Source organism: Clostridium estertheticum (assembly GCF_018861295.1).
GTDB classification, from domain to species: domain Bacteria; phylum Bacillota; class Clostridia; order Clostridiales; family Clostridiaceae; genus Clostridium_AD; species Clostridium_AD estertheticum_D.
In genome coordinates this window covers 25,014-50,679 of the sequence record NZ_JAHLDM010000016.1, presented here as the reverse complement: position 1 = coordinate 50,679, position 25,666 = coordinate 25,014, and the positions used below count along the sequence as shown (strand labels likewise).

General features: G+C 31.1%; 25 protein-coding genes and 1 pseudogene. 8 read left to right on the top strand and 18 right to left on the bottom strand.

The genetic code is table 11. The features are described 5' to 3' along the window. Positions 1–19 precede the first annotated feature (19 nt). Positions 20–847 (bottom strand): MerR family transcriptional regulator, encoded by an 828-nt coding sequence (locus KPL54_RS15595; protein ID WP_071613682.1) that lies wholly within the window; start codon positions 845–847, stop codon positions 20–22. Between the two features lie 622 nt (positions 848–1,469). Here KPL54_RS15595 and KPL54_RS15590 point away from each other — a divergent pair. Continuing rightward, complete coding sequence (locus KPL54_RS15590; RefSeq protein WP_216102007.1) at positions 1,470–2,357, top strand: phosphatidylserine decarboxylase; 888 nt, start codon at positions 1,470–1,472, stop codon at positions 2,355–2,357. A gap of 162 nt (positions 2,358–2,519) precedes the next feature. Here the strand turns inward: KPL54_RS15590 and scfB are convergent, their stop codons facing one another. The 4 genes from scfB to KPL54_RS15570 are packed head-to-tail and all read right to left on the bottom strand — an operon-like array spanning position 2,520 to position 6,361. Further along, complete coding sequence (gene scfB / locus KPL54_RS15585) at positions 2,520–3,881, bottom strand: thioether cross-link-forming SCIFF peptide maturase (RefSeq protein ID WP_216107435.1); 1,362 nt, start codon at positions 3,879–3,881, stop codon at positions 2,520–2,522. Positions 3,882–3,939: 58 nt separating this feature from the next. Further along, positions 3,940–4,083 (bottom strand): FeoB-associated Cys-rich membrane protein, encoded by a 144-nt coding sequence (locus tag KPL54_RS15580; protein WP_216107434.1) that lies wholly within the window; start codon positions 4,081–4,083, stop codon positions 3,940–3,942. Positions 4,084–4,099: 16 nt separating this feature from the next. Then, positions 4,100–6,139 (bottom strand): ferrous iron transport protein B, encoded by a 2,040-nt coding sequence (gene feoB, locus KPL54_RS15575; RefSeq protein ID WP_216107433.1) that lies wholly within the window; start codon positions 6,137–6,139, stop codon positions 4,100–4,102. A 6-nt stretch (positions 6,140–6,145) separates the two neighbouring features. Beyond that, on the bottom strand, positions 6,146–6,361 hold the full coding sequence (locus KPL54_RS15570) for a FeoA family protein (protein WP_216107432.1): 216 nt from the start codon (positions 6,359–6,361) through the stop codon (positions 6,146–6,148). A gap of 611 nt (positions 6,362–6,972) precedes the next feature. Between KPL54_RS15570 and KPL54_RS15565 the strand changes: the two genes are divergently transcribed. The 3 genes and pseudogenes from KPL54_RS15565 to KPL54_RS15555 all read left to right on the top strand — a co-directional run bounded on the left by KPL54_RS15565 (position 6,973) and on the right by KPL54_RS15555 (position 9,434). Then, positions 6,973–7,194: a cation transporter gene (locus KPL54_RS15565; RefSeq protein ID WP_216107431.1), complete on the top strand. Its 222-nt coding sequence runs from the start codon at positions 6,973–6,975 to the stop codon at positions 7,192–7,194. Positions 7,195–7,309: 115 nt separating this feature from the next. After that, a pseudogene (locus KPL54_RS15560) lies at positions 7,310–7,528 on the top strand (cation transporter); the annotation flags it as partial. Positions 7,529–7,556: 28 nt separating this feature from the next. Next, entirely contained in the window at positions 7,557–9,434 is a 1,878-nt protein-coding gene (locus tag KPL54_RS15555; protein ID WP_216107429.1) for a heavy metal translocating P-type ATPase, read from the top strand. 373 nt (positions 9,435–9,807) lie between these two features. On the opposite strand, the gene KPL54_RS15550 is transcribed toward KPL54_RS15555, so the two are convergent. Both KPL54_RS15550 and KPL54_RS15545 read right to left on the bottom strand, forming a co-directional pair. Beyond that, positions 9,808–9,993: an IS3 family transposase gene (locus KPL54_RS15550; RefSeq protein WP_216107428.1), complete on the bottom strand. Its 186-nt coding sequence runs from the start codon at positions 9,991–9,993 to the stop codon at positions 9,808–9,810. A 10-nt stretch (positions 9,994–10,003) separates the two neighbouring features. Further along, the gene (locus KPL54_RS15545; RefSeq protein ID WP_216107427.1) at positions 10,004–10,690 is read right to left on the bottom strand and encodes a DUF5131 family protein; all 687 of its coding nucleotides are present in this window, start codon (positions 10,688–10,690) and stop codon (positions 10,004–10,006) included. Between the two features lie 559 nt (positions 10,691–11,249). Between KPL54_RS15545 and KPL54_RS15540 the strand changes: the two genes are divergently transcribed. Next, entirely contained in the window at positions 11,250–12,071 is an 822-nt protein-coding gene (locus tag KPL54_RS15540; protein WP_216107426.1) for an MBL fold metallo-hydrolase, read from the top strand. Between the two features lie 112 nt (positions 12,072–12,183). Here the strand turns inward: KPL54_RS15540 and KPL54_RS15535 are convergent, their stop codons facing one another. The 5 genes from KPL54_RS15535 to KPL54_RS15515 form a co-directional block, all read right to left on the bottom strand. After that, positions 12,184–12,489, bottom strand: coding sequence for a hypothetical protein (locus KPL54_RS15535; RefSeq protein WP_216107425.1), 306 nt, complete (start codon positions 12,487–12,489; stop codon positions 12,184–12,186). Between the two features lie 199 nt (positions 12,490–12,688). Further along, positions 12,689–13,555: an NAD-dependent protein deacetylase, SIR2 family gene (locus tag KPL54_RS15530; RefSeq protein ID WP_216107424.1), complete on the bottom strand. Its 867-nt coding sequence runs from the start codon at positions 13,553–13,555 to the stop codon at positions 12,689–12,691. Then, positions 13,549–14,034, bottom strand: a complete 486-nt coding sequence (locus KPL54_RS15525; protein WP_216107423.1) for a hypothetical protein — start codon at positions 14,032–14,034, stop codon at positions 13,549–13,551. The genes KPL54_RS15530 and KPL54_RS15525 overlap by 7 nt, the downstream gene beginning before the upstream one ends. A gap of 17 nt (positions 14,035–14,051) precedes the next feature. Continuing rightward, positions 14,052–15,032 carry an NAD-dependent protein deacetylase gene (locus tag KPL54_RS15520; protein ID WP_216107422.1) on the bottom strand — a complete coding sequence of 327 codons (981 nt, stop codon included), beginning with the start codon at positions 15,030–15,032 and terminating at the stop codon, positions 14,052–14,054. Positions 15,033–15,092: 60 nt separating this feature from the next. Further along, positions 15,093–15,947: an NAD-dependent protein deacetylase gene (locus tag KPL54_RS15515; protein WP_216107421.1), complete on the bottom strand. Its 855-nt coding sequence runs from the start codon at positions 15,945–15,947 to the stop codon at positions 15,093–15,095. Between the two features lie 162 nt (positions 15,948–16,109). Here KPL54_RS15515 and KPL54_RS15510 point away from each other — a divergent pair, with 162 nt between their 5' ends. Next, positions 16,110–16,721 carry a TetR/AcrR family transcriptional regulator gene (locus KPL54_RS15510; RefSeq protein ID WP_216107420.1) on the top strand — a complete coding sequence of 204 codons (612 nt, stop codon included), beginning with the start codon at positions 16,110–16,112 and terminating at the stop codon, positions 16,719–16,721. A 468-nt stretch (positions 16,722–17,189) separates the two neighbouring features. Here KPL54_RS15510 and KPL54_RS15505 read toward each other — a convergent pair whose 3' ends face one another. Next, positions 17,190–18,374, bottom strand: coding sequence for an MFS transporter (locus tag KPL54_RS15505; RefSeq protein WP_216107419.1), 1,185 nt, complete (start codon positions 18,372–18,374; stop codon positions 17,190–17,192). A gap of 475 nt (positions 18,375–18,849) precedes the next feature. Between KPL54_RS15505 and KPL54_RS15500 the strand changes: the two genes are divergently transcribed. Then, complete coding sequence (locus tag KPL54_RS15500) at positions 18,850–19,413, top strand: TetR/AcrR family transcriptional regulator (RefSeq protein WP_216107418.1); 564 nt, start codon at positions 18,850–18,852, stop codon at positions 19,411–19,413. A 284-nt stretch (positions 19,414–19,697) separates the two neighbouring features. On the opposite strand, the gene KPL54_RS15495 is transcribed toward KPL54_RS15500, so the two are convergent. After that, positions 19,698–20,615: an MBL fold metallo-hydrolase gene (locus tag KPL54_RS15495; RefSeq protein ID WP_216107417.1), complete on the bottom strand. Its 918-nt coding sequence runs from the start codon at positions 20,613–20,615 to the stop codon at positions 19,698–19,700. 240 nt (positions 20,616–20,855) lie between these two features. On the opposite strand from KPL54_RS15495, the gene KPL54_RS15490 reads away from it, so the two are divergent. Continuing rightward, positions 20,856–21,047, top strand: coding sequence for an AsnC family transcriptional regulator (locus KPL54_RS15490; protein ID WP_216107416.1), 192 nt, complete (start codon positions 20,856–20,858; stop codon positions 21,045–21,047). Between the two features lie 201 nt (positions 21,048–21,248). Here the strand turns inward: KPL54_RS15490 and murC are convergent, their stop codons facing one another. From murC to KPL54_RS15470, 4 genes are all read right to left on the bottom strand, one after another. Continuing rightward, entirely contained in the window at positions 21,249–22,679 is a 1,431-nt protein-coding gene (gene murC, locus KPL54_RS15485) for a UDP-N-acetylmuramate--L-alanine ligase (RefSeq protein WP_216107415.1), read from the bottom strand. Between the two features lie 65 nt (positions 22,680–22,744). Beyond that, positions 22,745–23,026, bottom strand: coding sequence for a hypothetical protein (locus KPL54_RS15480; RefSeq protein WP_216107414.1), 282 nt, complete (start codon positions 23,024–23,026; stop codon positions 22,745–22,747). A 109-nt stretch (positions 23,027–23,135) separates the two neighbouring features. Next, a complete protein-coding gene (locus KPL54_RS15475) occupies positions 23,136–25,037 on the bottom strand; it encodes an NAD(+) synthase (RefSeq protein ID WP_216107413.1) in 1,902 nt (633 codons plus the stop codon). Next, a complete protein-coding gene (locus KPL54_RS15470) occupies positions 25,034–25,663 on the bottom strand; it encodes a nicotinate-nicotinamide nucleotide adenylyltransferase (RefSeq protein WP_216107412.1) in 630 nt (209 codons plus the stop codon). The genes KPL54_RS15475 and KPL54_RS15470 overlap by 4 nt, the downstream gene beginning before the upstream one ends. Positions 25,664–25,666 lie beyond the last annotated feature (3 nt).

Here is a 25,666-nt window from a genome sequence, read left to right as displayed (position 1 = left end):
TATTTATAGTTTATTTCAATTACTCTTTAAAATTATTAATTTTGCGCACTGGTATTTGAATTTCAGTAATATGTTCTTCTTTTATTGCAGTTTCATGTATATTTATTTTACATATTTTTATCATATTTCCTACTACTTTATATTTATTTTCTTCTATATACTTCATCATATTTTGTATGTGTTTCATATCTTCATCGAAAGTTCCTTTATAAACAATATTAACATAATCTCCTTCATCTAATATCATATTATAATTAACATCATCATAATCTACTAAACAAAAGGCTGCTTTATATTTCATATCTCCAATTTTATTTAATTTTTCCTCATCGTATACAACTCCAATATTGCCATTTCCTAATATATAAATCTTATCTTCATATTGTTTTTGAAGCCTTTTAATGATACATTCTGCTTCACCTTCATTAGATATACCTGCATTTAATTTTAACGCTTTTCTCAATTTAATATGTCTAACTTGTATTTTATTTAATTCTATATCAGAAATTATATCATCTATTGATTTTAATCTTCTAATAATATTATCCTTATTATTTGTTAATTGTTGGATTCTATCATCTATTAATTTAACCTCTTCTTGTAATATTTGTTTTGTCGTTTCTATACTTCTATCTTCTAAATATTCTTTGATTCTTTTCATCGAAATATCAAAATTTCTAAGTTCTTTAATTAAATTTAATTTCCATACATCTTTTATATTATATAATCTATAACCATTTTCACCTCTATTGGGTCTTATTATTCCAAGTTTTTCATAATACATTAATGAATCTTTTCCTATTCCATAAGTTTCAGATATTTCACCTATTCTATAGTATTGTTTCATGTAATCCTCCTATGTTTAATAATACTAAATATTTAACCAAATCTACTGCTATAAAATAATTATCCATTTACTGTATTTTATCTAAATTATTTCTTTCATTTTAATATATCTCCTTCTTCTATGTTCTTTAATTTTCTATTGATAGCTCACTCATTCTTAGTATCGTATAATTACATTAATTTATGTTTTTAATCTATATTTAATTAATATGTATTTATATTTCAAGTTTACAATAATTCCAGAGTAACTCGCATAAAGCATTGACACATATTGATTTATCATAATTCGTATCCTTATATATTTTAGCATTATATTATTTAGGTGTACAATTTAAAACAAGATGAATATACAAAAGTGGTTGAGCAACGCTTCAATTAGAAACACGCAATTTGGGTTTAACCTCACAATGTGTTTCTTTAATTGACATTTGCAAATTAGATTATGCTATAATTAAGAATATGATTAAAAAATATATTAGTAACATAAAATTTCAAATTAGAAAACTCAATTATTGGTATATATAAATTTAATTTTAATAAAGGAGGTCACGTGCCATAATATTATCATGTATAATTCATTAAATCCTAATTAATACATGTTTAAGTTATGGCCAGTAAAATTTATGATAAAAGTATATGATAGAACTAATAAATCTTATGAAGAAGAGCTTGTTGCAGGAAAAGGATATCTTGAATGGATATATGGTTCTCCTATTGGCAAAAATATTACTGAACTTATTATTAAGAAAAGATTGTTTTCTAAACTATATGGTAGGTTTTGTGATACTAAATTAAGCGCTAATAAAATTGAACCCTTTGTTGACAAATTTAGTATTGATATGACTATCACTAAAAAAGGGATTAATGAATTTACTTCTTTCAATGACTTTTTCACTAGAGAATTAACTCTTGAGTCTCGACCAATTAATAAAGATAAAAATATTTTAATCGCTCCTGGAGATGGGAGACTTATTGCATATGAAAATATCGATTTAGAGAATATAATTCAAATCAAAGGATTGACATATAGTTTAAAGAAATTAATCAATAAAGATGACATCGCAAATAATTATCAAAATGGAACATGTCTTATCCTAAGACTAGCTCCTACTGATTACCATAGGTTTCATTTTGTAGATTCAGGTGTTCCTTGTGAAAGTCATTTTATTAATGGGCATTATTATTCTGTAAATCCAATAGCTCTAAAGACTATCCCAAAGCTTTTTTGTGAAAACAAAAGAGAATGGTCACTATTTAAATCTGATAACTTCAATGATATATTGTATATCGAAGTTGGTGCCACTTGTGTTGGTTCAATAATCCAAACTTATTCACCTAATATAAGAGTAAATAAAGGTAATGAAAAGGGATATTTTAAATTTGGAGGCTCTACAACAATATTATTTTTTAAGAAAGATTGCGTAAAAATAGATGATGATATTTGTGAACAATCCAAATTAGGTTTTGAATGTAAGGTTGCATTAGGCGAAAAAATTGGAACTAAACTCTAGATTATTAGTATTTTTTCTGGCGATTATGATACAAATATAAGCAAACAAAGTATATAAGAATAGCCCTTAAAGAGGCATCATCAAAGAACAGTGTAGTCCTGTTTTTTGATGATGTCTCTTTTAAGAGTTATAACCATAATTTATACTTATTAATAATGTTTATCAATTTTCTATAGCTTTTAATGCAATTGCACACTCAATCCTTTTCTTTTGCATTTTGCATCCAATTTCATAAGGAATATTCATATCACCATTAAAATTGAAATTATTCGCCTGACATCCACCACTGCAGTAAAATTTTGCCCAACATTCTCTACACTTTGGTTTATTGTAAATATGAGCTTTCTTAAATTTCTTAGCTAAAGACTTATCAAAAGTGTCTTCATAAATACTTCCCAATTTAAATTCTTCTTTTCCTACAAATTGGTGACATGGATATACTTCTCCTTGTGGAGTTATTGCTACATATTCAAATCCTGCTCCACAGCCTGAAATTCTCTTATAAACACATGGTCCACCTTGAAGATCTATATTAAAATGATAGAAATTAAATTCATCTTTTCCTTCTCTTTTTCTTCTTGTCATTTCTTCATACAACTTATCGTAATTTTCAAATATTGCTTTAAGATCTTCCTCTCTAATTGCAAGTGGTTGTCCATCTTCCAGGACAACTGGTTCTAAAGATAATTCTCTAAAACCTTCATTGACCAGCGACATTACATCTTCATAAAAATCAGTATTTTCCCTTGTAAATGTTCCTCTTACATAATAAGTTTTCCCCTTAGTTCTTTTTTTAATCATTTCCTTAATTTTAGGAACTATATCATCATACGAACCACTTTTGTCAACTTTAATTCTAACTTTATCATGAACTTCTTTTCTACCATCTAAAGATAGAATTATATTTCCCATTTCTTTATCCATATAATCCATCATTTCTGGAGTTAAAAGAGTAGCATTAGTAGTCATAGTAAATCTGATGTTTTTTCCCCATTTTTTTTCATTATCTCTTGCATATTTAATTATTTCTTTATTAATATCCATTATTAAAGTTGGCTCCCCGCCAAATAAATCAATTTCTATGTTCTTTCTAGGTCCACTTCTCTTTATAACGTAGTCTATTGCTTTTTTAGCTGTATCAATACTCATTACTCCACCATGACCATGATATTCACCTTCATCAGCAAAACAATACTTGCATCTTAGATTGCAGCCATGGATTACATTTAAGCAAATAGCTTTAATATAATCTCTATCTTCCATCGAACCATTAGCTATTTCTTCATACTGATCCTTTGAATAAAGAATTCCCTCCCCTACCAATTTTTCTATTTCATCATATGCTTCTGAAAGTTCTTCTTCATCATACTTCCCATTAAGCTTGGCTATTATTTCGTTTTTATTTTTCAATTTATCATCATCTAATATATCATAAACTAATTCATCAACTACATGAACAGCCCCTGTATTTACATCTAAAACAAAATAATTTTCCCCTTGTTTAAATTTATGTACTAAAGACATTTTATTTTCCTCCTAAAATTTAGTATGTATTAACTAATAAAACTATTACCTAACTATTTTACTTGCTACAGTAACTTTTTTCAATACACCCGCTGCAACTTCCACTACAGCTCTTTCCTTTTTTTCTATCCTTAATAATCCTATTGACAGCCCCTATCATACCAATTGCTATAATAAAAACAATAATTACAGTTAAAACCATCTTATTTTCCCCTTTCCTATATCAAAATACTTATTTGATAAATACAAAATGTTACAACCCAAGCTACAGAAAGCTGAAATAATGCAGTAAAAAGCATCCATCTGGTACTTTCAGATTCTTTCCTAATAGCTGCTAATGCTCCTATACATGGAATGTATAGTAAAGAAAACACCATAAAAGCAAAAGCATTAGTAGGACCAAAACCTACTCCATTTAAAATTCCATTTAAAGTACCCATACCTGCAGGTGAATTTATATTTGGTATGCTAAATAGCACTGCACAACTAGATACTACTACTTCTTTTGCTGATATACCTGCAATTAAAGCAACAATAATCTGCCAAAAGCCAAGACCTAATGGAGCAAAAAATGGTATTAATATTTTTCCCAACATGGCTGCAAAACTATTTTCCATTTCTGTTGTATAACCATTTGATCCAAAGTTAAAAAGACACCAAATTATAATGGAAGATAAGAAAATTATTGTACCTGCCTTTGATAAATAACCTTTAACTTTATCCCATACATAAAGAAGAACTGTTTGTATACTCGGTGCTTTATATTCAGGTAATTCAATAAGTAAATCATTGAAACCATTCTTTTTGTCTATTATATGAATTACCGCCGCCACAAGAATTGCTATTACCAAACCAATTAAATACATAGAATAAGCTACTAGTACAGCTTTTCCCTTAAAAAACATGCTTGAAAATAATATATATATTGGCAGCCTAGCATTACAACTCATAAATGGAGTAATTAGCATTACTTTGAAACGGTCACGCTTGTTTTCCAGTACACGAGAAGCCATAATAGCAGGAACCGTACACCCAAATCCTAAAATCATTGGAATGAATGCTCGTCCAGAAAGACCAAGCTTGCTCATAATTCCATCCATAACATAAGCTACACGAGACATATAACCACTATCTTCTAATAATGCCAGGGCAAAGAATAAAATTGCAATGTTAGGTAAAAATGTTAAAATACCACCTACACCTGCAATAATGCCCTTGATCACTAAAGATGAAATCATCTCATTAACATGAGCTAACTGCAGCCCTTGACTAACAATATTAGAAAATTCTTCAATCCCCATTTCAAAATATCCTTTTAACCAATCTCCTACAGTAAAGGTCAAAAGGAATACAAGTCCCATAATCCCTATAAAAATTGGCATTCCAAATATATGATGAGTTAAAATTTTATCCACCTTATCTGTTATAACCTCTTGACCGCTCTTGTTTATAATGGTCTCATCAATTACTTCTTTAATAAAATCATATTTTTCATTTATAATATCAGATTCATAATTCCGATCCAAAACTTTAGGTAAATGAACTGAATACTTTTTTATAATCTCGCTATCATTCTCCAATAACTTAATAGCATCCCATCTATAATTAGTTAAATTAGGATAATTATTCTTTAATTCATCAATTATTAAGTCAGTTTTATCTTCAATTGAATCACTGTACACCATTGCGTATTCTGAATGATGATCATGCTTATGCTTAGAAATAAATTTATGATTATGAATTAAACAGTCTGAATCTGTACAATCCCTATGATGTGCTGTAGCATGAAGTAGAATATCAAGTCCTGTACGTTTGCGGGCAGAAACTGGAATTACGGGAACGCCTAACATTTCAGCAAGCCTATGAAGATCAATTTCCATTCCTCTCTTTTCCACAATATCCATCATATTGAGAGCTATTACAACAGGCTTACCAATCTCTAAAAGTTGCAGCGTCAAATACATATTTCTTTCCAATGAAGAAGCATCAACTACATCGACAATGACATCAACTTCATCGCTTAATATAAATTGACGGGAAACTTGTTCCTCCATAGTATAAGAAGTAAGGCTGTATGTACCAGGTAAGTCTACCAAACGAATATTTAAATCATGATCTCGAATGGCTCCTTCAACTTTTTCAACTGTTACCCCAGGCCAATTAGCCACTTTTAGATTAGCACCAGTATATGCATTAAATAATGTAGTCTTTCCGCAATTGGGGTTTCCAATAAAACCAATAGTTAAATCTTTTTTCATATATTCTCACCTCACTCTAATTTTTTTCGAAATGTTTATGCCTAGCGCAAAACGTGTTCCTCTTACTTTGATTATTATAGATCCACTAATTTTATTATTTAAAACTAAAATCTTTGTCCCTATTGTCATTCCAATTGCTTGAAGTCTCTTTTCCAATTTTACTGGAAGTGAAATATTTTCAATAGAATATCTACTTCCAATCTTACCTTCACTTAAATTCATAATATAATGCTCCTTCCTATTAATTTGTTTTAGTTGTAATATGATGTGTTTTTCTATTTTATCTATAAAACAGCATTACACAACATGAACAATTAAACATTTAAACAATTAAACAATTAAACAATTATTTAATTGAATGATAAACATTATCACTTAATCTGTCAAGTGAAATATATCAATCGTAACAATAAAAATTCCAATTAGATTTCTATTTTCCTATATATTTAGGGTTGCCAGCTCTAAATAAGTCAATTTAATGTACTAAAAATAGAAACTCTCTTGACTTTTAATTAAACGTATGTTTAAATGTTCATATGGCGTGTGAATATTTATAATTTAAGGTGTGAATGGAATATTAAATTTGAAAGCATTTCCGCGGAGAAAACAAGTGATTATTTATAATCTTATTTTATTATTTAATATGTTTATCAAATTCAATAACATTATAAGTAAACATACTTAATCATTATAAATTTCTGTTTAAAATATTTATTTAATTTTCTAATTTTAATTGTTCATTCGTTACTAACCAATTACTGATAGACCTAGTTATTAACAGAAAATAATTATGGACAGAAAATCTAAAAAATAATGAAAGGTAGGAATTAAAAATGAAAAAAAATTATAAAGTTGAAGTTGACTGTGCAGCATGCGTATTAAAAATGGAGGAAGCAACAAAAAAAACAAATGGAATTAAAGATGCTCAAATAGGATTTATGACACAAAAAATGACTGTAGAATTTGAAGATGGTACTGATGTAAACGCGACAATGGATGCAGTTGTAAGAGCATGTAAAAAGGTAGAACCCGACTGCGAAATATATGTAAAATAAAAAAAATATTGTATAACAAATGGTTATATTTATGCGGATTAAACTCTCTATGCAAAAATAGAAATTAGTGAAATAACTCAAAAAAGTATTAATGAAAGGTAGGAATTAAAAATGAAAAAAAAATTATAAAGTTGAAGTTGACTGTGCAGCATGCGCATTAAAAATGGAGGAAGCAGCAAAAAATACAACTGGAATTAAAGATGCTCAAATAGGATTTATGACACAAAAAATGATTGTAGAATTTGAAGATGGAGCTGATGTTAATATTACAATGGATTCGGTTATAAAGGCATGTAAAAAAGTAGAACCTGATTGTAATATATTTGTAAAATAGAAGATTTATTTAAAGGGAGGATATAATAATGAATAAAAAACAAACTATCATGTTATGGCGTATAATTGTTGCATCAATTTTAATGGTAGCATTGGATTATGTTATTCCTGTAACAGGAACGCCTCAAATAATCCTATATTTAATATGTTATCTAATTATAGGATATGATATATTAAGAAAAGCAGTTTTAGGTATTTTTAATGGTAAAATATTTGATGAGAACTTTTTAATGGCTGTAGCAACAGTGGGAGCAATGGCTCTTGGCGAATACTCAGAAGGTGTTGCGGTTATGTTGTTCTATCAAATCGGAGAATTATTCCAAAGTTATGCTGTAGGAAAAAGCCGTAAAAACATTGCAGCTTTAATGGATATACGTCCGGATTATGCTAATGTTGAAAAGAATGGAAAACTTGAACAAGTAGATCCGGATGAAGTTACTGTAGGAACAATAATTGTTGTACAACCAGGTGAAAAAGTTCCAATTGATGGTGTAATTACAGAAGGAACATCTTCTTTAAATACTAGTGCTTTGACAGGTGAAAGCTTACCAAGAGAAGCAGGTGTTGGAGACGAAGTTATAAGTGGATGCATAAACTTATCTGGTCTTCTTAAAATAAAAACTACTAAAGAGTTTGGAGAGTCTACTGTATCAAAAATTCTAGACCTAGTAGAAAATTCAAGCATGAAGAAATCTAAATCAGAAGACTTTATTACAAGATTTGCAAAATACTACACTCCAATTATATGTGCAGCGGCGTTAATATTAGCTATTGTCCCTCCAGTTGTAAGAATGTTTGCTTTAGGAATAGAACCTATGTGGATAGATTGGATTACAAGAGCATTAACATTCCTTGTCATTAGTTGTCCATGTGCTTTAGTTATATCAATACCACTTAGCTTCTTTGGTGGTATAGGCGGAGCCTCTAAACGAGGTATATTGATAAAGGGTTCTAATTACCTTGAAGCTTTAGCAGAAACAAAGTATGTTGTATTCGATAAAACAGGAACTCTTACAAAAGGCGTGTTTGAAGTAACTGATATAAAACCTATCAAGATTTCTAAAGATTTACTATTAGAATCTGCAGCTTATGCAGAAAGTTATTCTAATCATCCTATCAGCAAGAGTTTAAAGACAGCTTATGGTAAAGAGTTAGATTCAGCCAGAGTGTCTGATGTAGAAGAAATTGGTGGATATGGTGTTATAGCAAAGGTTGATGGTAAAGAAGTTGCCGCCGGAAATGCAAAACTTATGAAAAAGTTAAAACTTTCATATAAAGAGCCAGATAAAGTTGGTACCGTTGTTCATGTTGCTATTGATGGCAAATATGCTGGTTATATTTTAATCGCAGATGTTATAAAAGAAAATTCAAAGATGGCAATCAAAGAATTGAAAAAATTAGGTGTTAAGAAAACTATAATGTTAACAGGTGATGCTAAAAAAGTAGCTGATTCGGTTGGAAAAGAACTTGGAATAGATGAAGTAAGAAGTGAACTTCTTCCAGCAGACAAAGTTACTCAAGTAGAAGACCTTCTTGAGAAAAAAGGTCAAAAGGAAAAACTTGCATTTGTAGGTGATGGTATAAATGACGCGCCTGTACTTTCCAGAGCAGATTTAGGTATTGCAATGGGAGGACTTGGTTCAGATGCAGCGATAGAAGCTGCGGATATTGTACTGATGGATGATGATCCTTCAAAGATATCGCTTGCTATGAGAATTTCTAGGAAAACTCTTGGTATTGTACGTCAAAATATTGTACTTGCAATTGGCGTAAAAATTGTTGTACTTGCACTTGGAGCAATTGGAATTGCTAATATGTGGTTTGCAATTTTTGCTGATGTAGGTGTTATGATTATAGCTGTATTAAATGCTACAAGAGCTTTAATTGTAAAAAAGAATTCTTATTAAAATCTATAAAGAAAAATTTATTAAAATAACTGGGAAAGTCGGTTACCAAAACATGTTGTATCTGACTTTCCCTTTATTGTGTTTATAACAAGAATAATATAATATTTTACAAACTTGAATCTCTAAACTATCATTAATGAAAAAGCAAATCTGCTACACCAAACAATCGATACTATGTTTGAAATATCATATCCAACAGACAAATAGTAACTTATTTTAAAACAATTTTATGGACTTATGTTTCTAACTATAGTCAGATTAATAAATGGATTTAGTATTGGGGTAGTAACTACAATTGTAGCCACTGTCAATTAGACAGTGGAAATAATTAAAGATTTCAAGTAAGGCGTCTATCATTTGGTAGGCGCTTTGTTTATGCTGCATTACCTAATAGATATTGCTGATATTCTATTGGTGTCATGCACTTTAAATGTTTCTGATAACGTCTATTATTATAATAGTCTATATAGTTCTCAGTAGCTTTTTTTAAGCTTTCATAGTCTTCAAATTTATAAAGATAATACATCTCCGTTTTTAAGATTCCCCAAAAACCTTCCATTGGTCCATTATCAATGCAACGCTCGACCCTTGATTTGTTTGCGAAAGTCTTTTGGCAGTTCTTGAATCATATTTTCTTCACCTACGATGTCCTCAAGATATCCTTTCATAAAAACGGGAATATTTTTTGCTTTAGCTTGTTTAGCAATATTTAAAACCCATGTCTTTTCAGCATTAATTTTTCCTTTTCGTCTACCAGTTTCAGTTCCAATTACAACCCAGCCTATTCCATCTAAATCAAGAATGCCAAGCTCACTAAACAATGGTTCAAAGGTAAGAAAATAATTTTTGGCTTTTATATTTTCACGCAAAGATTGAATTCTGCTTTTGTCGCATTCAGCTGTTATTGTTACGCCCATCCATACATTATTAAAATTGGTTTCAAATTTAATAGATTCTGGGCGCTTTGTTAGAAATAGATAAACATGCTGAGGATTTTCACTCATAATATCAAAAACTTTTGTTATCCATTCAGTTTTCCAATCTGAAAAATCACTCATACTTGTCATTAAATAAGTATTTGGTGTCTTAGTAGCAATTCTTCTAAAGCGTTTTTCCATTAACTGAGGAACAGAAAAATCAGGTGTTATCTTAAAACGCTTGTTGATACCTCTCGCATAGCAATAATTACAGCCTACCGTGCATCCACTTACAGGATTCAAATTTTTAATAAGTTTTCCTATATCCCAAATCTGCATAGTTTTACTCCTCTTCTTTTTGATTTAAGTTCTTTAGTATCCTTGATAAATAATTTTCAAATTGTAGTATTTCATCATCACTGAAACCTTCATAATAAATTTCATTCATTTGTGAGGATACTTTATGATATTTTTTTTGGAATTTTTTAGCTTTTTCTGTTAAAACAATAAAAACTTTTCTTCTATTAGTTTTGCTGAATGTTCGATTAACAAACTCTTATGTAGGATATTACTATATAGTATCAAGTGTGTCAAGGCTAATAACTATAACAATAACCATTTATATTTTAAATACTAACCATAGCTTTTTAAGAAAATGGATTTTTAAAATTTATTTATTAAATAGCTATTGACACATAATACTACCATATAGTAATATTTTATATAGTAGTATACCTCGTGGTAATATTGCTACATGAAAATTTGAAAATATATTTATAGGGTGGTGCGATTGAATGGATAAAATTCAAGTAATTAAATAAGGAAAGTAATTTAAACTTAGTATATTATAAAAATAAATTCAAGGGAAACTAAATAATTAGATAAAGGAGTATTTAATATGATTAATAAATTTAAAGATTATTCAATTCACACATTTACATCACCTGAGGAGTCTGGACTAGTTAATACTCAAATTATTGAGACAAAAAATAACCTTATAATAATTGACGCACAATTTCTTCTTCCAGATGCAAGTAAAGCAAGAGAATACATAGATAGTTTAAATAAGCCAATTGAACGATTAATTATATCTCATAATCATCCTGATCACTGGTTTGGAAGCGAATTATTCAAAGATACAAAAATTTATGCATTAAAAGAAGTAAAGGATGAAATAGAACAGTTAGGAGATACAATAATTAATAATTATCAATTCTTTAATCAATCAGGGCCGCTTGTTCCGCTAATGAAGACAGTACCTACTCACATTCTTGAAGAAGGAAATCTTACTATTGACGGAGTAGAGATGGTAGTTAAAAAAGTTGTTGGAACAGAAGGAGAAACAATTAGCATGTTAGAAATACCAAGGGACAAGGTTTTAATAGCTCAAGATCTAGTTTATAGTGGCTGTCATATTTTCTTAGCTCAGAATGAAAAGGATAGAGCTAATTGGATTAAAACTTTAGAAGAATTAAAGGACAACAATTATGAATTAGTATTAGGAGGGCATGGTACTCCAGCTAATAATGAAGTTTTTTCAGAAGTAATACAATATATTAAAGATGCAGATGATTGTCTAAAGAATTTAAATAGTAAGAATGAGACTAACAAAGAAAAAGCACAAGAATATAAAGATTATATGTTAGGAAAATATCAAAATCATAAAGCGGCATCTTTAATAGATATAACTTTGAGCTATTTATTCCCAGAAAATAAGTAATATATTTTAGTTAGCAATATTCAATTACTACATAGTTAGTATACTTTTGAACTGAATTTTTAAAAGATATTAATATAAAATATCAAGGTGTGATTTATAGCACCTTGATATTTTATATTGTAAATATTGGAAAAGTAAATGTATTTTTTACAGGAAAGCATATGATTGAGGAATAATGGATGGTATTAGTAGAAGATTTTAAGGCAAGCACTGAAATACCATATTTAGAATAGCTTTCTTTATAATACTCTGCCGCTCTCTTTCCATGCCCAGTATCAAGCCAGTCATCAAGACTGCGTGAATCATGAAAAACAGCGGCCATACTTAGTATACCAATTTCTTCATCACTTAGCTCCATTTTATGTGCTATTACTAGTGCTAATAATAGCACTCTGGCACAATGGTGTTTTGTATGCATTTCACTATCCTTAAATGAGAACTCAACATTTTTTTCATAAATTCATACCACTTTTATAGTGATCTTTAACTGGATGACATATAGGATTGTCTAAAACTTTTTTTAAAAACATTTTTACATCCTTATAACCTTATATTTATAGAAGCTTTATTATTTCTTATAATACTAATTCCGAAACACTTCAAACATTTTACCAAAATCACTTATATTGCATTTTTAGTCTCAAAGCACCAAGCACACTAGCTATATCCTCTGAAATTGCCATAGCTCTTCCTTGAAGATGTTTAGGGGCACTGGTTTTCTTTAGGTTGATGCTGATATAAAATGTATTTGGATAACTAGCAGTCATTTTCCAAAACGGCAGCTGGATAATACTAGGTGTCATATCACCAACCCCTAGTTCTAAGAAGAGGACTTTTTTATTTTCCTCCTCAAGGTATTTTTTTAAAAAATTTTGGTAGTTACTTACTATTCCATTCCAGTAATCACCTTCTAAGAATTCATAATCTCGTACCCATGGCATCATAATTCTTCCGCATTTGGGGCACCTAGGAATCAAATCTGAAGAAACCTTAGTATCAATCAAATTTCCAATCATTTTATCAATGATATCATTATTTTTATAAATCTTATCATGACAAGGCTGACTACATTGAAAATAGCTAAAATCCCCTTGGAACATACAAATTTTATCTTCTGGAAAAACCTTAGAAAATTGCATATCAATATTTGTAGTTAAAATAAAATAAGGCTTGTTTTTTAAAATTTCATATAAATCAAGATATGGTTGACCCGGATTTGCTTCATACATAAATTTTATGCTTTTGCTAAAGAACCCCCATCGTTCTTCATTAGTTGAATATAAGTAATAGTAGGCATCAAATAAACTCTTAAAGCCATATTTTTTTCCAAACTCTTTAAAGTTATTTTCAATAATTTGTTTACTGTGATAATAGTTATATCCTGCTGCACTGGATAATCCCGAGCCACCACCTATAACAATTGCATCTGCACTATTAATTTTATCCATAAGTATCTCAATATTATTATTTTCTTTAACTAACATTTTATCGTTCCATTTTTTTCCTTTAATAAAGCTAAAATTTCTGTCATATCTCCATCTAATCCAAAAGACTTATCTGCGATATCTTCCGTAATATAGATTTCACCCTTATTAACTGTTATATATGTTGCATTTGGTTCTTGCTTAACAAGATTCATAAGAGGTGCCTTTATCATCTGATTTCTCCAGCCAATTCCAAGTTCTAATACAACCAAATTTTTTCCATGATAATTACCACTATAATTCCAGATTAACCTACTTGAATAAGTCCATTTTTCTTCTTCAGTGGGGTACTGAAAAAAGCCCCCATCAAGAACATTACAAAAACCATACTTTTTAATAAAATCCGGAAATAAATCATGAAAAGTCTGATTGCCTGCAAATATATTAAATCCTTCACAAATAGAAAATCCATTGCCTGCACCAATTAAAATTGCATCTGCCTCTTGTATTTTCTTTGCTATTATTTCATATTGATTCATAAATACACCTCTTCATTTTAACTTTTTTTATACTCCCTGCAGTCTTTTTTTACAGCTTCCAATACATCCGCTATACTTCCAATAATAACCATCCCATTATCTTCAATTTTCTCTGGAATTAAATCATACTTATCATTGACAGCAATGTAATATGCATCTCTTAGACTTTCTGTCAATTCCCAAAATGGCTCCTGAATAAACATCGGTGTCATGCGTCCTACCCCTAATTCAATAAACAATATCTTTTTGTCTTTATTTTTTTGAATATAGTCCGATATTTTCTGATACTGCTCTTCATATTTCTTTCCCTGCAAGAAATTGCCATAGCCTCGTACCCATGGAAACATTTCTGCACCACAGTGAGGACAGTGTGGAATCAGCTCTGTTGCAACCTTAGTACCTTCTCCCATGGAATCAATCATATCCTCTACCGGTTTTACTGCATCCCAAGTCTCATCACAGCATTTTCTGCTGCATTGAAAGAAACTATGATCTCCCTGAATCTCACTTACTATTTCCTCTTTATAGAGTTTTACAAACCGTGTATCCTGATTCGTTGTCAAAATATGAAAATCCTTACCCTTAATGATTTCATCCAAATCATTGTACGACTTTCTAATAGGTGCATGTACGGTGGTATATAAAAAGGTTGCCAGATATCCCCAATGTTCTTCTCTTGTGGAAAACTGATGCATCATACCTGCGAAAGCGCCCTTAAATCCATACTTTTCTGCAAATTTTCCAAAATACTCCCTGTAGGATGGCGTATCATCATAATAAAAATCTCCACCACTCGCCGCAGATAAACCGGACGCACCACCAACTACAATGCATTCCGCTTCCTTTACCTTTTTTACAAATTCTTCTATCTGATTCTCATATGGTAAAGCTTTCTTTTTACTCATCTTTACTGCGATTCCTCCAGAAGCATAAAGTCCATAATTTCTTGAATAATTTTTCGTCTGTGTTTTCATTACTAAATCTTCATAAAAGCTCATTCTATTTCACTCACTTTCTATATATGGAAAAAACTCTTGTATAAATCTCTATCATCTCTTTTACATATTATTTTTCATTTTCACAGCTTCCTTTAGTACCTCTGCAATATTTTCGTGTATTGCCATACCTTTATTTTTTAACTCCTTTGGCAGCAATGCATCCTTCGGATTGATATTTATATAGAACGCTTTCGGTATATTATAGGTAAAGTTCCAAAACGGTTCCTGAATAAACATTGGTGTCATTCTTCCAACTCCCAGTTCCAGAAAAAGAATTTTCTCATTCTGATGCTCCACTACAAATTGTTGCCACTTCTCATGTTCTTTTTTGTATCTGGTTCCTTCCAAAAAGTTATATCCTCTTACCCATGGTTCCATTACAGCTCCACAATGCGGACATCTTGGAACCATATCTTCAGGTATCTCAAGATTTTCATCAATCATCGCATCCATTTTTTTGGTAAGTTCTACAGCATCCCATAGTTCATCACAGCAGGGTCTTCCACACTGTACAAACCGATCGTCTCCCTGAATTGCTGCTATCTTCTCTTCCGGCAAAATCTGGTTAAACATGGTGTCTTGGTTTGTTGTCAGTACAAAGAAAGTTTTATCTTTCAACAGTGTCTGCAAATCATAATATGGCTGTCCTGCAGGTGAATTGATAATTACCTGATTATTATGTGCTATAAAAGCCCATCTCTTTCTTTCATTTTTGTAGCGATAATAAAATCCATCAAATGTACAGTGAAACCCATATTTTTTCTCGTACTCACTGTATTCCCTGATAAAAACCTCATCACGCTTATAATAATGCCTGTGTCCTGCTGCCGCACTCATTCCTGATGCTGCACCAACGAGAATCGCATCTGCCTCGTCGATCTGTTTTAAAAATTGTTCTATCTCTTTTTTATCCATTTTTGTATCTCCTTAAATTATTGACATATTGTATAGGAATAATTATAATGTAAATAATCTCAGAAGTCTTTGACATCATACTAATAACATGAACAGTTCTAAACACCTATATGAAATATGTATAGAACTTTCATATTTTTTTTGAAAGGAATGGATATAATTATGGCAAAAAGAAAAACCGATCGTCGTACAATTTACACAAAAAATGTAATTAAAGATTCACTCCTTGCATTATTAAATCATTCTTCCTATGAAAAAATCAGTGTAACAGCACTTTGCAAGCAATCAGAGATAACGAGAACTACTTTTTATCTGCACTATAATAATATTGATGCTGTATTAAATGAGTTGTTAGACGAAGCGCTAAGACTGACTGAATTGGACTCTGGATTTTCCCCATCTCCCATATCTTCGACGATAAACACCAGCTTAGTTAATTCTGATGATTCAGCCAATGAAACTTCAGACTCGTATGATCCAGATGCATTACTTCCAGTCTGCCAGCGTGCTGCAAGCAATCCGAAATATCGGATTTTATTTCTTGATAAGACAATGTCTCATTATATATTGGAAAAACTATACCGAAGAGCACGTGAGAAGAAAATTCCGGAAATTATGAATATCTATCACGTATCCGAGTGGGAAGCAGATAAACTCTTTTTATACATGCTTAATGGAAGCTTTGCAGTGAATAAATCCCTTGGATGGAACAAAAATTCAGAATGGTATCAGGCTCAAAAAATAATTCAAAAACTTATACAACCAAATTCATAATAATATAAAATCAAATCGAAAGTGCAACTTTTTTTTGAATTTATTTTCGTAGTTAAAAACCAACCTTCAGTAAATGTATCAGAATTTAAATCCCCCTGTCAGTTCAGCGACAGGGGGATTTTTCTAAATTTTTTTCTAATTGATACTTATCAAGCGTACATTAGCACAGTATTGCGTCATTTCCAAGTATGGAAATTTGATAATACTCTGTGTCATATCTCCAACGCCAAGTACTATGGATACCATTTATCTTCCACACTGAGGGCATCTTGGAATCCTGGCTGATAGAACTCTGTAATCTAAAATCTGTAACTGTAATTCCTTTACCTTATTTTTATTGTCATAAATATGATTATGAGAATAAAAATACATTACATATCCCTGAAACGCCTAGATTCATTCAACAGGAAACACTTTCGAAAACTTTCTAGAATATTCTTAGATATCTTTATACAACCATACTTATATTCAATCAGCGAATTTAATATATTGTCTTAATTTCTTTTTTCTACTTATTAGCAAATAATATACGAGAGTGATTATCAGCACAATCGCAGCTAATAATAAGTACATATTTTTATATCCAATTGATGGAATAATCAAACCTAATATAGATGGCCCAACTCCAGAACCCATATCATAGAATATTAAATATGTAGCAGTAGCCACTCCTAATCGTTCGGATTCAGCACCTTTGATTGCTAATGCTTGTGCTGTTGAAGAAATATTTCCAAATCCAAGTGCTATTAAAGCTGCAGACAATAACAAAGTAAAACCATTTGTAGTAATACTTAAAAAAATCAAACCACATGCATATAAAATAAAAGATGGATACATTATAAAGTCTGGGCCTTTTTTATCAAGCATACGTCCAGCAAACGGTCTTGATATTAAAACAAATATTGTATAAATTGCAAAGAAATAGCTAGCAGTTGCAAGTAATGATATTTGTTTTGAATATAAATTTATATATGAAATAACACCAGAAAAACAAAATGTCATTGTTAAAGTTATGATAGAAATAGGAAGTGCCTTAGGCTCTATAAAATCAGTAATTTTAGATGATGAATTTTTAACTTTCTTTTGACCACTACTTGAAAAGGTAACAAATAATCCAATTATTAAACTTACTATACCTAATACAAGTGTAAATTTAAAAACGGTGCTGAAATTTGAATTTTGAGTTAAATAAAGTCCAATAAATGGACCAACTCCAGTAGCAAGCGCTGTACTGACTGCGAAATAACTTATACCCTCACCTCTTCTATCTAGTGGTAAAATAACTGCAACAATGGTACTTACTATAGTTGTTACTATTCCAAGTGTAATACCATTAAAAAAACGGCTTATAATTAGAAAGTCGAGACCAAAATTTAAAAAATATAACAAAGAACTTAGAATGAAGAGAATCAGTCCAGAAACCATAATTTTTCTTGAATAACCAATTCTACCAATTAAAACACGTCCTACTAATGATCCAATAATAAATATTCCAGCTGCAAGTCCAGCCTGACCAGTTGAAGCACTAAACTTCTCTATTGTATAAGATGCTATTGTAGAATTTAATAAAAAGTATACTAAAATTTGTAAAAAATTTATTACGGAAAGAATAATAAAATTCTTGGTCCATAAATTTGATTGTGTTTTATCCATTGTATACATTACTTCCTTTCTGTAACTAAATAAAAAATCAGAATATAAAGCACAAAGACAACATCTTAAATATGTATAATTTCTGATTAAATATTGGCACCCTTTATTCGACTTCTTACAATTAGGAAGACCACGTCTGAGATTGTTTAACACTTAAGACTTACCTTTTTGATATATATAATAACGGGGATACTATATGCTTTATAGAAAAGATACTTGTTGTTAGAAATACCTAAACATTCCCTGTTTCATTTTGATGCACGAAAACTATAATCAATTAAACAATCTGCATACAAATAAAATTTGATGCATTTTCACTCTTTTCTGAACAAAGTGTTAGTTCATGAACATATTGTTGATATTTTCGTCATTTCTTATTATAATTAAATAAATAATTTATTCAATCAGCAATTTCTTTACGCTGTATTGTTTCTAAACATATTCTTATAATTGTTTATAAAAAGGAGATTTACATATGACTACAGAAAAGAAAAAAGATCGTAGAACACTTTATACTCAAAAAATAATAAAAGAAACTTTATTATCTGAACTTTCTAAAAAACCTTTTTCAAAAATAACCGTTACTGAACTTTGCAAAATTGCAGAAATTAACCGTGGAACATTCTACCTGCATTACATAGATATATATCATGTACTCGATGATATTATAACGGATGCATTATCTGATACTCACTATGTCTTAAACTCTGCTTTATGCTTAAATCAAGAACAATGTTCTTATCCCCTCTGTGAAAAAATGCGACATAAGGGAATTTATCAGCCACTTTTTTTCGATGCGATTACTTCAGCCAGGCTGATTGATAAAATTATTGAATCTACAAAAGTAGACTTTATCAAAAAACTTATGGAACAAAGTTCACTAACCTTTGAAGAGGCTGAAGCTATACTTCAGTTTCAAATCAATGGTTGTCATACACTTATCAAAATGATGATAAAAAATCAATCTACCGATTGGGAAAAAATAAAATCTGTCATTGATCAGTTTATTACATCTGGTATCAAATACTTTCTGAATTAGATCAGACAATCAGCTTTTACGTTCTACCTTAGCCAGTGCCACATATGAACTTTATAAATTAATTACGTAAAAGACTGCCGCATAGCGACAGTCACAATTCTTTGTACTTGATAATTTTTATTTTCCTATTGATGCTTCTAAAATCTTAATAGCTGGAATTGCTACAGCAATATGTTGATATTATTTCAACATAATTGAACACATTTATTTTGTACATAATTCTACAAATATATCTGTATATTTTTGAGTGTCAATACCATTCCAGCATTTTTACTTATTCATTATCAATACCTCAATATCTCACCATCACGTGGTACAGATACACGATCCTCCATTTTCCTTTCTTTTATAAGCTTACGCACATCATCACTCGTTACCATTGTATGATTTACAGTATCCATATGCACAGTGATAATCTGCGCCTTCGGAACAGCCTTATAGGCATGGACGATATCATCTGTCCCCATGATGAGACTACCAGAGAATGCTTTGCCATTCAGACCTTTTATGCGTGCATAACCAGTATTCAATATCACAATATCAGGATTATACATTGCTAAAGCATCATCCACATACTGATTCCAAATCGTATCGCCAACGACATAAACTGTTTTAGCCCCTTCCGTTTGAAGTACAAAGCCCATTGCTTCATTCAAGACTTCTGCTGTTCCAGGAATTTCATACATTTCATCCGTGCCATGCTGACCACCTGTCTTACTAATCTTTACATTACCAAAAGGTGTATTCTTGCCAACGACACGAACATCTTTAAAGCCCTGTGCTCTTATGATACTTGCATCCCCAGCATTCTGCACAAATAAAGGAATATCCTTTGGTAACAGCTTTTGAGCTGCTTCATCCCAATGATCCAAATGAGTATGGGTAACTATAACTGCGTCAATTCCATCAATAACTTTCTCTGCTGGTTCAGCCATATCAATAATTGGAATACGTTGATTAGGATTCTCGATGGCTGATTCAAAGCCAGGATAGGCATCCTTTTTTGCCAGAAATGGATCAACAAGGAATGTACTGCCACCATATTTAATCTTAGCCGTAGCATTTCGTACATGCTGATATTCTACTGTCACATGTGAATCATCTTTTACCGTCCCCTTTGGAATATACATTTTTTGAAAAGTGAACACTCCTAGTACAATTATGCCTACTACCAGTGCCCAAATAAAAATTTTCTTGAACATATCAAGTCCTCCTTTAATTCATATTTCTAGAAAAATCTTTTTTTCTGAACTATCTTTATTATAGGAATTACTGAATCTACTGTACATAATCTAAATCAAGTCTTTTGCCCTTTTTACTTGAAAAAATCAAATCAGAAAATATTATTCATAACAAACCTAAATATAGCATTTTATAGTATTCTTTAATTTTTGTCGAAAACATGCTATAATACAACAAATAATCTGAAAGGAGAATTTCTAATGTCAAATAAAGAACGCCAACTCGATGAAATAGATGATGCTATCGTCAAAATCTTGTCTCATGACGGACGCATTTCTATGAAAGAACTTGGAGCAAAAATCTATCTCTCTGGTCAAGCTGCCAAGAATCGTGTAGAGCAGCTGGAGGACATTGGCATAATTCAACGATATACAATCAACATGGATTATTAATGTTGATAATATAGCTGTTAACGATGCCCCTAAATAATAAATACCTTTTTGTAGTAAAACTCCACCAATTACGCCTACAAATATAGCTATTAATAATGTTAACAAATATCCTTCTAATGGCATAATAATTAAACTCATTTATTACATATTATGAAGGGAATATGCCAATGGGGTGAACATAATAAATAAAAATCTTCTAAGTCACTTTACTAAACCGTGTTTTTTATTTAATAAATCAATAATCTTTCTCGATAATTTATAAGATTCTCCTGCTCCAAAAACTATTATATCTCCATTTTTAGCTTCGCTAAGAATTTTTTCACATACTTTATCAAAGTTTTCTATATATTCAGCTTTGTTTACACCTATTTCATCACTTAACATGTCTAAATCGACTGGCTCTAAGTTTTTATTTGCCTCTCGTCCTAAAAAAGGTCTTGTAATAATAACTCTATCAGCTTTCTTTAATGCTGTAGCGAACTCATGAAAAAATAGCTTTGTTCTTGAGAGCTGATGAGGTTCGAAAATAGCAAAAATCTTTTTCCCTGGGTAACTAAGTCTAATTGAATCTAATGTAATTGCTACTGCTGTAGGATGATGAGCAAAGTCATCAAAAACCTTAACTTCATCAATATTTGCTATTAATTCCAACCTTCTTCCTATTCCTTTAAAGTTTTCAAAAGAATTCTTTATTATATCTATATCAACACCTAACTCTAAGGCAGCAATCAATACTCCTAACGAGTTTTGAACATTATGTTGTCCTATTAATCCAAGCTTAAAATTATCTTCTTTGTCTCCACTTATTACTTTAAATGATGAATATTCAGGGGTATTTGAATTTAATTTTGCCCTATACTCAGTATTAAAAGGAAATTCAAGCTTATTATTTATATAGTAGCCAATAACTTTTACACCTTCAGTTTTTAGCCAGTCCTTTAATTCATATAATATTTCACCAATAGACGTACTATCTTCATTTACAATTAAAATTTTCGGTCCTTTAAGCTTTTTAATAAAGTTTTTAAAAGAATCCTTAACTTCATTTACATCCTTGAAAAACTCTGGATGATCCATCTCTATATTATTTATTATAGCTATCGAAGGATTGTAATTTAAAAAGTTATTATTGAATTCATCAGCTTCACATACAAAGTACTTTGACTTTCCTAGTCTATAACCTCCTCCCCAATTCTTGAAGATGGTTCCAGCTTCAACAATTGGATCTAGTCCTCCATTTTCTAGAACAAGTCCCATTAAAATTGTAGTTGTAGATTTACCATGTGTACCTGAGATGGAAATAACATATTTTTTATTTTGTACATATTTAGCTGAAAACTCCTGCCATGTCATTAAAATTCCTCTTTTTTTAGCTTCCACTATTTCTGGATGATTAGGAGAAATATCTAAAATAGCAGGTGATATGGCTAAGATATCAACATTCTCTATATGATTTAAATCATGACCTTTAAAAATCTCTATACTATTTTTCACAAGAGCATCATTATAATAAGCTGACATATTTAAATCACACCCTGATACATCAAATCCCATATTCTTTGCAATAACTGCTATAGGTGCCGCTCCACTACCGCATATTCCCATAAAATGTACCTTTTTCTTATTGCCCAATATAATTCACTCCTATAATATCTATCTAGTCGGCTTAAATCTCTTCAGTCTTAAAGCATTTGTTATCACTTATTAAGTTTTCTATTACGTAGTAAAATATCTTTATTACCCATAGTAACTTCAATTCCATCCCCTGGAATAGGATATCCTATCATCTTTCCCATTGATATATAAAGTAATGGTACTGTAAATATTGCAGATATTATAAACTTCGTCCACATCAATTTCATTTCTTTTTCTTTTTTATCTTTATCTGTATCCACTTTGTTTTCTTCTTCGATAGTCTTATCTACTGCTTTCTTTATATCTTCTGCTTTTACTCTTGAAGGTTCATAACTTAAATTCAATTTTTCTAGTTGCTCTTTATCTTACATTGATTTATCAATTTTTTGTAATTATTAGTATACTTTTTTTATTTCAAATCATACATTCTCAAACAGTGAATAATAAATTTACTTATTGATGCGGATACTTTACATCTGATGGCATTCTCCAATCACCTCTAGGTGACAGCGATACTGTGCCAACTTTAGGTCCATCTGGAAGGCATGAACGCTTAAACTGCTGACTGAAAAAACGTTCAAAAAATATATCCAGTGTCTTATCTATTTCCACATGCATTACATTTTTAAATGCGATATATGCGAGCTTAAGAATTTTTTCTTTACTAAAGCCATTACGTATAAAATGGTATAGAAAAAAATCATGCAGGTCATATTTTCCTATTGTTCCTTCTGTAGATTGTATATGTTCTCCTTTTTCTATTGGGAGTAATTCTGGACTGATGGTTGTATTACAAATAGAATCTAATACTTCGTTTAATTCTGGATTAATATGTCCATAAGTTGACACTAGGTATTTTACCAAAGTTTTTGGTACACCTGAATTAACAGCATACATGGACATATGATCACCGTTATAAGTACTCCATCCAAGTGCCAGTTCTGATAAATCACCAGTTCCAATTACTAAAGCATTTTCCATATTAGCAACATCCATTAAAATCTGAGTACGTTCTCTAGCTTGAACATTTTCATATGTTACATCATAGCAGTCTGAAGAATGGCCTATATCCTCGAAATGTTGCAGACATGATGCCTTGATGTCAATAGTACTATAAGTAATTCCCATTAACTCCATAAGCCTATTAGAATTTGTCTTTGTTTTTTCAGATGTTCCAAATCCAGGCATTGTGATTCCAATAATATTCTCCAGCGGTAATCCTATCATTTTATGTGCATCAGCAGCAACCAATAAAGCCAAGGTACTATCAAGTCCTCCAGAAATGCCAATGACTGTTTTCTGTATTCCAATCTTTTTCAAACGCTCAGACAATCCCCTAGCTTGTAAATATAGTATCTCCTTACAACGTTCTTCTTTCCTTTTATCATTAGGTACAAATGGGAATGGGTCTACATAATCTGGTGACACTTCTTCTGATACTATTTCTTCTGCCTCGACAATAATATATTTTCGTCTACTATCACTGGCACCTTCTATTCCTTGTGAAAAACTAATGAACTTCACTCGATCATTTTCCAACTTTTCGATATCCAGAATCGTGGTCAACAGCCCTGTTCCATATTTTTCTTCAGCCTTTATTGACCCGTTATAAGCAATGATGTTATGTCCGCTAAACACGAGATCTGTCGTACTTTCCCCTAGACCAGAAGATGCATAAAGGTATGCACACATGCATCTTGCCGACTGTATTCTTACCAAATCACGCCTGTACTGGCTCTTAGTTGCTACTTCATTAGATGCAGAAGGATTTACAATAAGATTTGCTCCATACATGGTATGATTGGAACTTGGTGGGTTGTTAACCCATAGATCCTCACAAATTTCACATGCCAGTCGAATGCCATTTGGTGCCTCAACGATTAAATCAGGTGTGAATGGCACCTTTTGTCCACAAAGCATCACCGTATTCTCAGTACGCGAGGAAGCAGGACTGAACCATCTTTTTTCATAATATTCAGAATGATTAGGCAAGTAACTTTTAGGCACTACGCCAAGAATTTTGCTTCCTTGTATGATTGCAGCCACATTAAACAACATCCCTCTTTGCCTTAGGGGCAGTCCGATGATAGTAATAATTTTATTGTTGTGCTTCTGGCCATCTTTCAGTATTTCCTGCAAAGCAGCTTCAGTCATCTTGGTCAAGTAAGATTGTAAGAATAAATCACCACAAGTATACCCTGTTAGGGCAAGCTCAGGGAACAGTAAAACCTCTACCCGCTCTTTTACAGCCTGTCGCCTGATGTTAATTATTTCCTTACTATTAGCTGTCGGATTGCCAACAGTAACATCAAAAGATCCAGTCGCAACTTTTACAAATCCAAATTTATCACTCATTTTTGACACCTACTTTCCAAATAATAACAAACCTCTTTTGGCACAAGCTCTCGTATTTCACTAAACTTGCCTTCTCTTATTGCCTGTCGAACTCTAGTTGCACTTATATCCCGAAAAAATTCTTCTCCATGTAAAATCTTAAAGTGTTCTTTGCTATTGCTTAAGAACTTGTCTTTATTTATAATAGCCTCTACTTCATCATGAGTCCTTCTTACAACTAGGAATTTAAATTCTCTAAGAAGTAAATCAGACTTATACCATTTTTTCAATTCCGTAAGCTTATCAGAACCAAAAATATAATAGACTTCAGTAATATCTGCCTCATACTTTTTCGCTAGATAATGTAGGGTATTATAGGTATCTCCAGGAACTGTAACATTGATTTCACAGGTATCGTAAAAGAAACCATACGGCTCAACTGCCATTGAAAGCATGTCTATCCGTTCACGTTCCGACAGAATATCATCATCTTCCATATGCTTCCAGGATTTCAAGAAAGCATCTTTTGCTGGAACATAAATCACGGTGGCACCTTGTATTACCTCAATAGCCAACAGTGCAAGCTTGATATGAGCCTTTGTAACTGGATTAAATGTTCCAGTAATAATTACAAGTTTTCTTAACACTTT